The sequence below is a fragment of the Ferribacterium limneticum genome, assembly GCF_020510625.1.
Taxonomy (GTDB): Bacteria; Pseudomonadota; Gammaproteobacteria; order Burkholderiales; family Rhodocyclaceae; genus Azonexus; species Azonexus limneticus_A.
Window position 1 is genome coordinate 687,717 of record NZ_CP075191.1, and the last position, 13,528, is coordinate 701,244.

12 protein-coding genes are annotated in these 13,528 nt (G+C 61.8%); 5 read left to right on the top strand and 7 right to left on the bottom strand.

The window, feature by feature from the left end; all coding sequences use genetic code 11:
• Positions 1–7: 7 nt before the first annotated feature.
• Positions 8–1,663, bottom strand: a complete 1,656-nt coding sequence (locus KI617_RS03205) for a glycoside hydrolase family 57 protein (protein WP_226450549.1) — start codon at positions 1,661–1,663, stop codon at positions 8–10.
• Positions 1,663–2,979 (bottom strand): glucose-1-phosphate adenylyltransferase, encoded by a 1,317-nt coding sequence (gene glgC, locus KI617_RS03210; RefSeq protein WP_226450559.1) that lies wholly within the window; start codon positions 2,977–2,979, stop codon positions 1,663–1,665. Before glgC ends, KI617_RS03205 begins: the two co-directional genes overlap by 1 nt.
• A 60-nt stretch (positions 2,980–3,039) precedes the next feature.
• Between glgC and glgB the strand changes: the two genes are divergently transcribed.
• Complete coding sequence (gene glgB / locus KI617_RS03215; RefSeq protein WP_226450561.1) at positions 3,040–4,905, top strand: 1,4-alpha-glucan branching protein GlgB; 1,866 nt, start codon at positions 3,040–3,042, stop codon at positions 4,903–4,905.
• Between the two features lie 113 nt (positions 4,906–5,018).
• Here glgB and KI617_RS03220 read toward each other — a convergent pair whose 3' ends face one another.
• A complete protein-coding gene (locus tag KI617_RS03220) occupies positions 5,019–5,645 on the bottom strand; it encodes a hypothetical protein (RefSeq protein ID WP_226450563.1) in 627 nt (208 codons plus the stop codon).
• Positions 5,646–5,769: 124 nt separating this feature from the next.
• Here KI617_RS03220 and KI617_RS03225 point away from each other — a divergent pair, with 124 nt between their 5' ends.
• Positions 5,770–6,015 (top strand): hypothetical protein, encoded by a 246-nt coding sequence (locus KI617_RS03225; protein WP_226450565.1) that lies wholly within the window; start codon positions 5,770–5,772, stop codon positions 6,013–6,015.
• A gap of 12 nt (positions 6,016–6,027) precedes the next feature.
• On the opposite strand, the gene glk is transcribed toward KI617_RS03225, so the two are convergent.
• Complete coding sequence (gene glk / locus KI617_RS03230) at positions 6,028–6,957, bottom strand: glucokinase (protein ID WP_226450567.1); 930 nt, start codon at positions 6,955–6,957, stop codon at positions 6,028–6,030.
• 113 nt (positions 6,958–7,070) lie between these two features.
• Entirely contained in the window at positions 7,071–7,865 is a 795-nt protein-coding gene (locus KI617_RS03235; protein ID WP_226450569.1) for a thymidylate synthase, read from the bottom strand.
• Between the two features lie 178 nt (positions 7,866–8,043).
• Here KI617_RS03235 and KI617_RS03240 point away from each other — a divergent pair, with 178 nt between their 5' ends.
• Positions 8,044–9,585 (top strand): hypothetical protein, encoded by a 1,542-nt coding sequence (locus KI617_RS03240; protein ID WP_226450571.1) that lies wholly within the window; start codon positions 8,044–8,046, stop codon positions 9,583–9,585.
• Here the strand turns inward: KI617_RS03240 and mog are convergent, their stop codons facing one another.
• Both mog and yjgA read right to left on the bottom strand, forming a co-directional pair.
• On the bottom strand, positions 9,586–10,176 hold the full coding sequence (mog, locus tag KI617_RS03245) for a molybdopterin adenylyltransferase (RefSeq protein ID WP_226450573.1): 591 nt from the start codon (positions 10,174–10,176) through the stop codon (positions 9,586–9,588).
• Positions 10,169–10,708, bottom strand: coding sequence for a ribosome biogenesis factor YjgA (yjgA, locus tag KI617_RS03250; RefSeq protein ID WP_226450575.1), 540 nt, complete (start codon positions 10,706–10,708; stop codon positions 10,169–10,171). The genes mog and yjgA overlap by 8 nt, the downstream gene beginning before the upstream one ends.
• Before the next feature lie 68 nt (positions 10,709–10,776).
• Between yjgA and pmbA the strand changes: the two genes are divergently transcribed.
• Entirely contained in the window at positions 10,777–12,120 is a 1,344-nt protein-coding gene (gene pmbA, locus KI617_RS03255; RefSeq protein WP_226450577.1) for a metalloprotease PmbA, read from the top strand.
• Between the two features lie 177 nt (positions 12,121–12,297).
• Positions 12,298–13,386 carry a TRAP transporter substrate-binding protein gene (locus KI617_RS03260; protein ID WP_226450579.1) on the top strand — a complete coding sequence of 363 codons (1,089 nt, stop codon included), beginning with the start codon at positions 12,298–12,300 and terminating at the stop codon, positions 13,384–13,386.
• The last annotated feature ends 142 nt before the right edge of the window (positions 13,387–13,528 follow it).

Genomic DNA, 13,528 nt, shown 5'->3' on the forward strand with positions numbered 1-13,528 from the left:
TGATTTCTTAGGTGGCGCGGCGCATGGTGCCGCCGCTTTCCGGGGCTCCGCCGCCCGTGCTGATCGGGTGATCGAGGCTGGCAGCCAGTGGCAGGTTGAGCAGGCGGTAGAGCGCCTTCAGGTTTTCGCGGAACAACATGTCGAAGCAGGCGACAGATTGCGGCGAGTTGTAGTCGCCCAGCCACCAGAACCAGTCCGAACTCTCGCAGATGGCCAGCCGGCGCAGCACGTCATGCCGGGTTTCGTCGCTCATCCGCTCGCTGTCCAGCGCCCGGTCGGCACATTGCTTGATGTCGCAAAGCATTTCCCAGGCGCGGTTCTTGTCCGGGTTGCCGATCCAGGTCGATAGCGTGCCGAAGACCCAGCTCCCTGCCGTCAGGCGGGGCAGGCGGGCGCGGCGGTCATGCTGGCTGGCTGCGGCTTCGGACAGCGTGACGGTGCGAATGCCCGGATTCTTGCTCAGGGCGTCGTAGAGGTCGGAGAAGAAATACCAGCCGTTGTACGGGTAGTACTCCCAGGCGTTTTCGCCATCGAGAAAGACCGGGATCAGGTTGCGGTCATCCTGCAGGTGCAAGGCTTTCAACTCCGTCATGAAATGCTGGGCGGCATCGCGGCCGTGCCATTTGGCGTATTCGAAGCCGATCAAGTCTGACAGATGTTCGTTACGGAAAAATAACGTGATGTCGCCGGGGATTTCCTCCGGCGCCTGCCAGGCGACCGAGGTTCTCGCGCTGTCGCCCACCGAGTGGCGGAGTACCCCCTGGCTGCTGGCCGTCCAGCCAAAGCCGGCTTCGGCCACTTGCTTCAGGAAGGGCATCGACAAGGCACCTTCGGCCGGCCACAGGCCAGCCGGCGCCTGCTTGAAGCGGCGGCTATGGCTTTCCTTGGCAGCGAGCAGGTGGGCCTCGACGCGCGAACGGCCACCGGGGTATTCCGGTGCGGCGGGCAAGGGGCAGTCGGGCAGGGCTTCGCGGGCGCTGTTGAAATCGATCATCAGCGGCGCCAGCGGGTGCGTGCCCGGCGTGCAGCTGAGTTCGACCTGGCCGCGTTCGGCCAACGTGCGGTAACGCGGGATGATGTTGCTGATCGCTTGCCCGAGTTCGGCCAGCAAGGCTTGCCGGTCTTCAAAGGTGAAGGCGCTGCCCTTGGCCATCAATTTTGGGATGACCGTGCCGCTGCGGCGCAGGCTTTCGCCACACCAGGCCAGCAGGTACCAGGTAGCCAGGTCAGCAAAATAAGCGCCGGACAGGTAGTTCAGGCCGTTGCCATCGTGGGCGCGAACGAAATCGAGCAGGTCGCGCAGGCGCCGGTAGGGGGCGAAGGGTTCGAGCATGGTCGGCGCATGGCAGCGGAAGGCCATGTCGAGCAGCCAGTCGCGGTCGGCCTGGCCGAGTTGCTCCGGGTCGGCCGCATCGGCAATGCGCAGCAGCGGGTCGCGCCACTGGCCTTGCTCGAACTGCTCGGCGTAATCCTCGATCTGGTCGAGCAGCACCGGCACGAAATTGACCGTGCAGCGCACGTTCGGGTGGCGCTCCAGATGCGCCGCCATGTCGGTGTAGTCCTTGATGCTGTGCAGGAAGACCCAGGGCAGCAGGAACTCCCCGCTGTCCGGGTGCCGGTAATCCGGCTGGTGCATGTGCCAGAGAAAAGCCAGATCCGCCATCAGTGACCTTCAGCGGCGCCCTGGCCGAGCATTTCTGCCGTGACCAGCGTGATCCCCTTGGGGCTGACGTGGAAACGCTTGCGGTCTTCTTCGGGGTCGACGCCGATGACCATGCCTTCCGGAATCTTGCAGTGCTTGTCGACGACGCAGCGTTTGAGCACGGCGTGGCGGCCGATGTCGACGCCGGGCAAGACCACGGAGTCCTCGACGCTGGCCCAGCTATGGACATTGACGCTGGAAAAGAGCAGCGAGCGCTTCACCGTGGCGCCCGAAATGATGCAGCCGCCGGAAATCAGCGAATCGACCGCCGTGCCGCGCCGGTCTTCGTCATCGAAAACAAACTTGGCGGGCGGCATCTGCTCCTGGTAGGTCCAGATCGGCCACTCGTGATCGTAAAGATTGAGTTCCGGCGTCACCTTGGTCATTTCCATGTTCGCCTCCCAGTAGGCGTCGATGGTGCCGACGTCCCGCCAGTAGGGCTGGTGATTGTCGCTGCCGACGCAGGAATCGGCGAAGCGGTGGGCGAACACGCGGTAGCGGGGCACGATATGGGGAATGATGTCCTTGCCGAAGTCGCGGCTGGAACCCTTGGTCATTGCGTCGCGTTCCAGTTGTTCGAACAGGAACTTGGTATTGAAGATGTAGACGCCCATCGAGGCCAGCGCCCGATCCGGCTGGCCCGGAATGGGCGGCGGGTTCTGCGGCTTTTCGACGAAATCGATCACCCGATCCTCTTCGTCAACACCCATCACCCCGAATTCGCGGGCTTCGGCCAGCGGCACGTCGATGCAGGCAACGGTCATGTCGGCCTGATGCTTGACGTGGTGGGCCAGCATGCGGCCGTAGTCCATCTTGTAAATGTGGTCGCCGGCGACGATCAGGATGTGCTCGGGCTGGTAGCGGCGCAGAAAATGCAGGTTCTGGTACACCGCATCGGCTGTGCCCTGGTACCACTGGGTTTCGTCGATCTGTTGCTGGGCCGGCAGGAGCTGGATGAACTCGTCGAAACGGCCATCAAGGAAGCTCCAGCCGCGCTGGATATGGCGGATCAGGCTGTGTGCCTTGTACTGCGTGGCGACGCCGATCTTGCGGATGCCGGAATTGACGCAGTTGGACAGGGTGAAATCGAGAATCCGGAACTTGCCGGCAAAAGGCACGGCCGGCTTGGAGCGGAAGTCGGTCAGTTGCTTCAGCCGGGTGCCCCGGCCCCCGGCCAGGATGATGGCGAAGGTATTGCGCGTCAGATGACTGATGAAGCGCATATCGGTCTGTTCCCGCATCTCGCAATAGGGCTGATGCGGACAGCTTGTGCTCATGGGCATGGCGGACCTCCCTGGTCACTGTTTTGGCTTATGATACTGCGGTAAGGGGGCCCTATGCAGCATGCCGACGCACTTTATCTGTTCAACGAAGGCCGAAACAATCAGGCTTATCGATTGCTCGGCGCCCACGCCGATGTCGCCGGAACGACCTTCCGGGTCTGGGCGCCCAACGCCGCACGAGTCTCGGTAGTTGGCGATTTCAACGGCTGGCATGGCGATGTGCACCCACTGCACCCGCTCGGTGAGTCCGGCGTCTGGGAAGCGATCATCGCCGAAGCCCATCCCGGCAACCTCTACCGCTTCGAAATCACCAACCGCCATACCGGCGACAAACTGATCAAGAGCGATCCCTATGGCCGCGGCTTCGAGCTGCGCCCCGGTTCGGCGGCCTATGTCGTGCCGCCATCGACGCATGTCTGGGCCGATGCCGACTGGCTGCAGCAACGCGCCGGCTGGGACTGGCAGCAGGCGCCGGTCAATATCTACGAAGTGCACCCCGGCTCATGGATGCGCCACCCCGACGGCAAGCCCTACCTGTGGGGCGAACTGGCTGAACGGCTAATTCCCTACGCGCTGGCGCAGGGTTATACCCACCTCGAACTGCTGCCGATCACCGAACACCCGCTCGATGAATCCTGGGGCTACCAGACGACCGGCTACTTCGCGCCGAGTGCGCGCTATGGTTCGGCCGACGAATTGCGCGCCTTCATCGACGCCTGCCATCAGGCCGGGCTGGGCGTGCTGCTCGACTGGGTGCCCGGCCACTTCCCGCAGGACGACTGGGCCCTGGCCCGCTACGACGGCACCGCGCTCTACGAACATGAAGACCCGCGCCTCGGCCTGCATGCCGACTGGGGCACGCACATCTTCAACTACGGCCGGCACGAGGTGCGCAGCTTCCTGATGTCGTCGGCCCACTGGTGGCTGTCGGAATTCCACTTCGACGGCCTGCGCGTCGATGCCGTCGCCTCGATGCTTTACCTCGATTACTCGCGCAAGCACGGCGAATGGCTGCCCAACAAGTTCGGCGGGCGGGAAAATCTTGAAGCCATCGACTTCCTGAAAGAACTCAACGCCATGGTCCACGCTGACTTTCCTGGCGCGCTGACCATTGCCGAAGAATCCACCGCCTGGCCAATGGTCTCCCGGCCGACCTACGTCGGCGGGCTGGGTTTCTCGATGAAATGGAACATGGGCTGGATGAACGACAGCCTGCGCTATTTCCAGCGCGACCCGATCTATCGCCGCTGGCACCACAGCGAACTGACCTTCGGGCAGGTTTACGCCTACAGCGAAAACTACGTGCTGCCCTTCTCGCACGATGAGGTCGTGCACGGCAAGCGTTCGCTGCTCGGCAAGATGCCCGGCGACGCCTGGCAACGCCACGCCAACCTGCGCCTGCTGCTCGCCTGGCAGGCCCTGAATCCGGGCAAGAAACTGATGTTCATGGGCGGTGAATTCGGCCAGCAACGCGAATGGTCGGAAGCGCGCGAACTCGACTGGGGCTTGCTGGCCAATCCGGAAAACGCCGCAGCGCAACGCCTTTCAGCCGATCTCAACCGCCTGTACCGCGACCTGCCGGCCCTGCACACCCAGGATTTCAGCCCCCTCGGCTTCGAGTGGATCGACTGCAACGACAGCGAGCACTCGGTGCTGTCGTGGCTGCGATGGGGCAAGGACGGCAGCTTCGTCGTCGTCGTCTTCAACTTCACCCCCGTGCCGCAAACCGCCTACCGCCTCGGTGTTCCCGAAGCCGGCACCTATGTCGAACTGCTCAATACCGACTCAGCCTTCTACGGCGGCGGCAACCTCGGCAACGGCGGCGCCTTGCCGGCCCATGAAGGCGAATGGATGGGCCGCCCAGCCAATCTGGAAGTAACCATCCCGCCACTGGGGGCGGTGGTGCTGCGGTTGGGGTGACGGGCTGGAGAGTGTCCGACGCGGTAGTTGCTGACTTGCAGAAGCAGACCTTCAGGAACGTTTTAATCTACCAGCCTGCGTGGCTTCTCGCGCAGGCACGGTAGAGTGCTGGATTAGCCAGCACATGCCACACTTTTAGGCGGCTGAGGCATGATTTCGGCGTAACGCTCTATGTTGCCGATTTGTATGCAGAGGGGATGCAGGGTATTGGCTTTCTCAGGTGGGATCCAAGCAAAACGCCATTCCTTCTGGATGACATACCTCCAGTCCTTTATGAATGTAGGGCCATATTTGTGTTCTCTACCGTAAGCCACAGCCCCATCAATGCCAGACCACCGCTGAAGAAACTGCTCAGCATAGAAGTGAATGCGCTCGCAAACCTCTTCCGGTTCGTGAATCACTAAGCAAGCATTAGAGCCAGCGAATTCATCAAACAGGAGTGGATCAAATGCAGTTGAGAAGCTTAGTGTGTAGTAATTGGTTCCGACTTCGTCTCGAAACACAACGTCCCCAATGGTTCTGATTGGCTGACTTGTTGCGACGTGAGTGATTGTGACCTTTTCGCTAGGGGCTGCGTTCTCGCGGACAAGCTCATTGTCGTAACGGGCCGAGTCACCAACCAATTCACCGTAGTAACTAGCTGGCACCAGACGGAACTCGCCCAACATGAGTGAGCGAATGAGCCATTGATGCTCAGAGTAGCGGAACAGTCTCGGACGGGAAAAATCAGGGAGCGACATGTTTGCATTTTACTCAAGGTGAATGGCAGCTTTGCGGTTATGCGTTGGAAGGACTGCCATTGGGCAGTTTTTGCCAACTCCCCTGCTACCATCTCGCACCTCTATCCCGGAATCTTCAATCATCATGCCGTCACGGAATTTCCTGAAATACGTGCTATCAGGCGGGGTTGCCGTCCTGCTCACCGGCTGCGCCCTGCTGTCGTCCTGGCATTGGGAAAAGAGCGGCGCCAGCGAGGCGGAGTATTCGTTCGATGAGGCGCAATGCAAGGCGAAGACTTACTCGGGCAATGACGGAACGGTGACCAATGCGACCGTTCGACGCATGCATGCGTGCATGGAGGCCAAGGGCTGGCGCAAGGCGCCGAACTGAGCGGGGCTGGGGTCAGGTGGGCCGTGCGGCTCGTGCCAGGGTGCCGCGCAGGCCGAGGTCTTCGACGGTCAGTAGCCGGACGGGCATTTTCTTGACCAGTTCGCCGTGTTCGCGTTTGGCCAGGAAGGCTTTGGTGAACGGGGCGGCATCGAGGTGTGGCAAGAGCTTGGCGGCGATACCGCCGGCCAGATATACGCCGCCACGGGCCAGCCAGTGCATGGCGAGGTCGCCGGCAAAGGCGCCGTAGCATTCAAGCCACAGGCGTATGGCTTCGCTGGCCAGCGGGTTGCTGCCGTTCAGGGCTGTCTGGCCGATGGTTTCGGGGGGCTGGGGGTTGCCGCCGAGGAAAGAGTAAATCCGTGACAGACCGGGGCCGGAGACGATGTCTTCGACCGTGACGCGGCCGTTTTGCGCCAGCAGCCAGCGCCAGAGTTCGCCTTGCTGCGGGGTTTGCGGCGCGAAACCGAAGTGGCCGCCTTCGCCGGGAATGACGCGGTAGGCTCCGTCTTGCCAGACCAGACCGGCGACGCCGAGACCGGTGCCGGCTCCGAGGATGACACGTGGCGCTCTGACTTCGGGCTGGCCAGCGTGCAGGGTCAGGATATCCCGGTCTTCGACCAGCGGCAGGCCGTGGGCGGCGGCGGCGAAGTCGTTGAGCAGAGAAACTTGGCCGATGCCGAAGCGGTCTTCCAGCGCACCGGCGGAAAGCTGCCAGGGCAGGTAGGTCAGTTTGGCTTCGCGGCCATCGGTCGGCCCGGCGACACCAAAACAGGCGGCGGCAATGTTGGGTTGGTCGGGAATGAATTCGGCCAGCAGGTCGTCGAAAGCGGGGTAGTCCTGGCTGGCGTAGCGCTGCTGACGAAATATCTTGAGGCGCCCGTCATCAATCTCGGCCAACGCCAGCAGTGTCTTGGTGCCGCCGAGGTCGCCGCCGAGAATCATCTTGGGGAGATGCTCAAATATTAGTCATCCCCGAGAAAGCGGGGATCCAGGACATTGACGTTTCTGGATTCCCGCTTTCGCGGGAATGACATTTTTGAATAAATCAGCATCGCTTAGACAGCCACCGGGGCCGAAATGTGCGGGTGCGGGTCGTAGCCTTCGAGGCGGAAATCCTCGAACTTGAAAGCGAACAAGTCCTTTACTTCCGGGTTGATCCACATGGTCGGCAGGGGGCGGGTGTCGCGGGAAAGCTGCAGCCTGGCCTGCTCGAAGTGGTTCGAGTAGAGGTGGGCGTCGCCGAAGGTGTGGACGAATTCGCCCGGCTGGTAGCCGCAAACCTGGGCCAGCATCATCGTGAACAGCGCGTAGGAGGCGATGTTGAACGGCACGCCGAGGAAGATGTCGGCGCTGCGCTGGTAGAGCTGGCAGGACAGTTTGCCGTTGGCGACGTAGAACTGGAACAGGCAGTGGCAGGGCGGCAGGGCCATGTTATCCACGTCGCCGGGGTTCCAGGCGGAGACGATGTGGCGGCGGGAGTCCGGGTTGTTCTTCAGGCTGTGGATCAGTTGCGTGATCTGGTCGATGACGCGGCCGTCCGGCGTTTCCCAGCGGCGCCATTGCTTGCCGTAGACCGGGCCGAGGTCGCCGTTTTCATCGGCCCACTCGTCCCAGATCTTGACGCCGTTTTCCTGCAGGTACTTGATGTTGGTGTCGCCCTGGATGAACCACAGCAGTTCGTGGATGATCGATTTCAGGTGCAGCTTCTTGGTGGTCATCACCGGGAAGCCCTGGCTCAGGTCGAAGCGCATCTGCCAGCCGAAGACGGAGCGCGTGCCGGTGCCGGTGCGGTCGGATTTGTCATTGCCGTTGTCCAGCACGTGGCGCATCAGGTCGAGGTAGGGCTGCATCGGGGTCGGTCTTTCGGTCGATCAATCAATCGGCTTATTTTACATGGGTGATTGGCAGCGGGGGGCGAGGCAGAGTGGGCGGGCTCTTTCACGTTTTGCCCCGATCCGGAAATTGCTCACGCTGGCAGTGCGCATATCGGTCTAAACTGCCGAAAAAGAAATTTTCGACGGAGTGACAGTGCTTAATAAGGTTGCCAATCTGGGCGGGCTTTTCGCCCAAAAAACGGATCATCCGCTGGCGAATTCGCACGAGCTGAAAAAAGTGCTCAGCGAGATTCCCAGAGATAACGCCTTCAAGGCGCTTGACGAACTGGCCGGCTGGCTGGAATCGCTGGCCGGCGTGGACGATTTTCCGGCCGATCGCCGTTACGACGTTATCCAGCAATTGGACGAGGCGGCGCAAGCGCATCTGAAGCGCCTGTCGCGGGAATATTTCCAGACTCGCCTGTCCCGCTCCGAGGAACAGCGTCTGTGGTCGATCAACTACGGTTTCTGGACCTTGCTGGCGGCCGCTTACGAGCGTTGCCTGCTGGCCATCGCCGACAAGCCGCGGCCCGGTGAATTGGCCAGGAGCGTCTTGCCGGTTTTGTCCATCCGCCTGATCGTTGCCTTGCGGCAGATATTGAAGTGGGAGCAGTTCCACTACGGCCCGTCGCGCGGCGAACTCTGGCGGCGCCTGGGTTTTGCCCTGCTGGCCGCCGAGGAAGCCGGGCTGGCGAACCGCGTCGTGTCGTTGCCAGGCAAAAGCGGGATGACTTCAGCCGATCTGGAATACGAGAAGGCCATGGTTTTCCAGGCGGCGTCGCTCGATAGCCTGTTGCCGCTCGAGATCGAACTGGCCGAGCGCCTGATCGCGCATTTCCTGCCCGGCTTCGTTTTTGGCGCCCACGTTCATATCGATAGTGTCTATTGGTCCGATCTGGTGCTGGCGCAGCCGCCCTTGCGCTTGGCCCAGATGCCGGCGCAGGCCGTGCCAAGCCAGCGTTTCCTCAAGCCGGGGCCGGCCCACGAAGCGATGATCGCCCTGTTGGGCGTGCTGGAGCGCGGTGGCGACATGCCGCCCGAAGTCGATCTGGGGGGGCAGTACCCGCCCAAGCTGCTGGTTCGCGTGCTGCATCACCTCACGGCCTACCTCGCCCCTATTCCGCCGCAGCGCCAGTATGACCGGCATCGCGTCATGCACCGGATGTCGGTGCTCAATGGGCTGGTCAATGCCTTCGTCGTGTTTTCCGGGGAATTCGGTGGCCGGCCGGCGGGCTTGCCGGTCGAAAGCTGGGTGGTCGAGAACGTCAGCCGGGGCGGCTTTGGTGCCGTGCTCGGCAATGTGCCCGGCGAGTGGCTGAAAGTCGGCGCCCTGATTGCCATGCAGCCGGAAGGCGGCGAAAACTGGCTGGTCGGCGTTATCCGCCGCTATCGCCGGGCTACGGAAAGCGAATCTCGGGTTGGCATCCAGGCGATTGCCCGCCAGGCGGTTTCAGTCGAACTGAAAGTGCGGACAGCCTCCAGCTACGCCTCGGCCGCCAGCATTCCGGCGCTGATGCTGCTTGATGGCAATGAGCCGGACGAAGTGCGGGTCATTCTGCCGCCCTCGACCTTCGATATTCGTGAGGGCATGGAATACGCCAGCGAGGGCAAACGTTACGTGCTGACGCCGGTGGCGTTGGTCGAGCAGGCCGGCGATTTCGAACTGGTTCGTTATCGCCAGAGCGTGCTCGGCTGATTACGCCTGTTTGGCCCGAATCGCCGATTTGGGCCGGAAGGCCTTGATCACAGCCTCGTTCGTTTCGGCGTAAGGGCCACCGATCAGGTCGATGCAGTAGGGCACGGCGGCGAAGATGCCGACGTGCGTTACCTTGCCGTCAGCGTCGCGAACGCCTTCCAGTGTTTCCTTGATCGATTTCGGCTGGCCGGGCAAGTTGATGATCAGCGCCTGTTTGCGGATCACGGCCACCTGGCGCGAGAGGATGGCGGTCGGCACGAAATTCAGGCTGATCCGCCGCATTTCCTCGCCGAAGCCGGGCATTTCCTTGTCGGCCACGGCCAGCGTCGCTTCCGGCGTCACGTCACGCAAGGCCGGGCCGGTACCGCCGGTGGTAAGCACCAGATGGCATTTTTGCGCATCAACCAGTTCGATCAGCGTGCTTTCAATGGTCGGCTGGTCGTCGGCGATCAGCCGGGTTTCGACACGCCACGGGCTGCTCAGCGCGGATGACAGCCATTCCTGCAGCGCCGGAATGCCCTTGTCTTCATAAACGCCGGTCGAGGCGCGGTCGCTGATCGAGACCAGGCCAATGACCAGTTCGTCATTCATCGTCGGCTTCCTCTTCCGGGTCGGGCGTGCCTTGCTTGTCGAGTTCCTGCAGGATCTGGAAGATGGCCCGGAAATTCTTCGGCGGCTTGTTGTTTTCCTGTTCCTTCAGCGCATTGCGGCGCAGTTGGCGCATGTGCTGGAGATCGAGCGACGGCCAGATGGCGGCGATTTCGGCCAGGAAGGACTCGTCTTCGAGCAGACGGGTGCGGAAGCGCTCCAGCCGGTGCAGACGGGCGGTTTCAGCCGACGATTCGCCGCGCAGCATGGCCAGGCCGGCCCGGATCGGTTCGTCGTCGACGCCGCGCATCAGCTTGCCGAGATACATCACCTGGCGGCGATGGGCGCCGTGGGCGGTGATCTTCTGGCATTCACGAACCGCTTCGAAAATATTTTCCGGCAGGTTGATCTTTTTTAGCTGGCCGACCGAAAGCTCGACCAGTTCTTCGCCGAGATCGCGCAACTCATGCATCGCCTCTTTCTTCTTGGTCTTGGAGGGGCGGCCGGTGTCTTCGGTGAAATCTTCTTCATGCATGGTTTGCGTCCGGTGCGGGCAATAACGGGCTGTTATGATAGCGACTTTCCCGCCCTGACGCCCCCTCCATGTCCGAAACTGCCGCATTTTCCTACCCCTTTGCCTCCCTGCAGCAACTCGCCGAGGACGTGCTCAAACACGCCAAGGTCAAGGGAGCGACGGCCTGCGAAGTCGATGTCTCCGAGGGTTTCGGGCAGTCAGTGACGGTGCGTTGCGACGAGGTCGAGACCATTGAGTTCAACCGCGACAAAGGCATCGGCATCACCATCTACTCCGGTCAGCGCAAGGGTTACGCCAGCACGTCCGATTTCTCGGCGCAAGCCTTGCGCGAAACCGTCGAGGCGGCACTCGACATCGCTCGCTTCACGGCCGAGGACGATTGCGCCGGACTGGCCGATGCAGCGCTGATGGCCAAGGATTGCCCCGATCTCGACCTGTATCACCCGTGGGCCTTGAGCGTCGAAGCGGCGATCGAGACGGCCCGCCGCTGCGAGCAGGCGGCCTTCGATGCCAGCCCGTTGGTCAGCAATTCCGAAGGTGCCTCGATTTCAACGCAGCAGGCCCATTTTGTCTCGGCCAACAGCCTGGGCTTCATGGGCGGCTATCCGACCTCGCGCCATTACATCTCGTGCTCGGTGATTTCCGGCGAGCAGGATGCGATGCAGCGCGACGACTGGTACACCACGCATCGCGATGCCAGCCGTCTGGATGATGCGGCGCAGGTTGGCCGTATAGCCGCCGAACGCGCCGTTGCCCGCCTGGGTGGGCGCAAGGTCAAGACCGGCGAATTTCCGATCATTCTCGAAGCGCCACTGGCTGGTGGCCTGCTCGGCAGCCTGGTACATGCCGCCAGCGGCGGTGCGCTCTATCGCAAGTCCTCGTTCCTGCTCGACCAGTTGGGCAAGAAAATCATGCCGGACTTCGTGCAGATCGCCGAGCGGCCGCATATCAAGTGTGGCCTGGGGAGCGCCTCCTTTGACAGCGACGGCGTGGCGACGCGCGACCGCGACTTGGTCAGCAACGGCATCCTGCAGGGCTATTTCCTGAGTACCTACACGGCGCGCAAGCTCGGCATGCAAACGACGGCCAACGCCGGCGGCAGCCACAATTTGATCATTGAACCCGGCGACCTCGATCTCGACGGCCTGCTCGCCAAGATGGGGCGCGGTCTGCTGGTGACCGAGTTGCTCGGCCACGGCATCAACTACGTGACCGGCGATTATTCGCGCGGCGCGGCCGGCTTCTGGATCGAGGACGGCAAGATCGCCTATCCGGTCGAGGAAATCACCATCGCCGGCAATCTCAAGGACATGCTGGCTGGCATCGTCGCGGTTGGTCGCGATGTGCAGGTGCGCGGCACCAAGCAAACCGGCTCGATCATGCTCGACCGGATGACGGTAGCCGGCGACTGATCTGGCGGGCGTCGGGCTGGCCCGCCGATGGTCGGCGAGCTCGATGCAGATTGGCTATTTGCCGCTGGCAATCAGGGTTTTTCCTGATCGGGTTTTCTCCAATCGCAATTTACATTCCGCTTCCTAGAATGAGGTCTGTTGTAAATAACCTCAAAAATTCACTGTCTAGGAGACAAGATGCAACGTCGTGATTTTCTGAAAAAGGCTTCCATCGGCGCTGCTGCCGGTGCTGCCGCTACCGTCGCCGCTCCGGCGATGGCGCAATCCTCGCCCAGTATCAAATGGCGCCTGACTTCCAGCTTTCCTAAGAGCCTCGACACCATCTACGGTGGTGCTGAGCAACTGGCCAATCGCCTGCGCGAGCTGACCGGCGGCAAGTTCGATATCCGCGTCTTCCCGGGCGGTGAAATCGTTCCCGGCCTGCAGGCGCTGGACGCCGTGCAACAGGGCACCGTCGAGTGCTGCCATACCGCTTCCTATTATTACGTCGGCAAGGATCGCACCTTCGCCTTCGGCACGACCATTCCTTTCGGCATGAATGCCCGTCAGACCAACGCCTGGATGTACCAGGGCGGCGGTCAGCAACTGCTCGACGAGTTCTATGCCGGCTACAACTGCGTTTCCTTCCCCGGCGGCAATTCCGGTACCCAGATGGGCGGCTGGTGGCGCAAGGAAGTGAAGACCGTGGCTGACCTCAAGGGCATCAAGATGCGCATCGGCGGCCTCGGTGGCGCCGTGCTGACGCCGCTCGGCGTTGTGCCGCAGCAGATCGCCGCCGGCGATATCTACCCGGCGCTGGAAAAGGGCACGATCGACGCGGCCGAGTGGATTGGTCCGTACGACGACGAGAAGCTGGGCTTCTACAAGGTTGCCAAGAATTACTACGGTCCGGGCTGGTGGGAGCCGAGCACCTGCCTCGAATTCTTCGTCAACAAGAAGGAATGGGACAAGCTGCCGAAGGAATACCAGGCCGCCTTCGCCTGTGCCGCTGCCGAAGCCAACGTGACGATGACCGCCGAATACGATCACAAGAACCCGATCGCGCTGGCCAAGTTGCTGCAAAACGGCGTCAAGCTGCACAGCTTCTCCAAGGAAATCATGGAAGCCGCCTACAAGTCGGCGCAACAAATCTATGCCGACGAGTCGGCCAAGAATCCGGCTTTCAAGAAGATCTACGACTCGTACGCCAAGTACGCCAAGAGCCAGCGTGCCTGGTTTGCCGTCGCCGAAATGCCGATGGACCAGTTCGCACAGTCGCATCGCTGACCCTTGCCGGTCATGGATTCAAAAAAAGGAGCTTCGGCTCCTTTTTTTATGGACAGAAGCGGCCGTGCCCTGGTGATTAGGGCCATTGGTGGGGCTTAGGGTTTTCCACTACTCGCAAAAAATGTACTCTTGGTAAAGAATG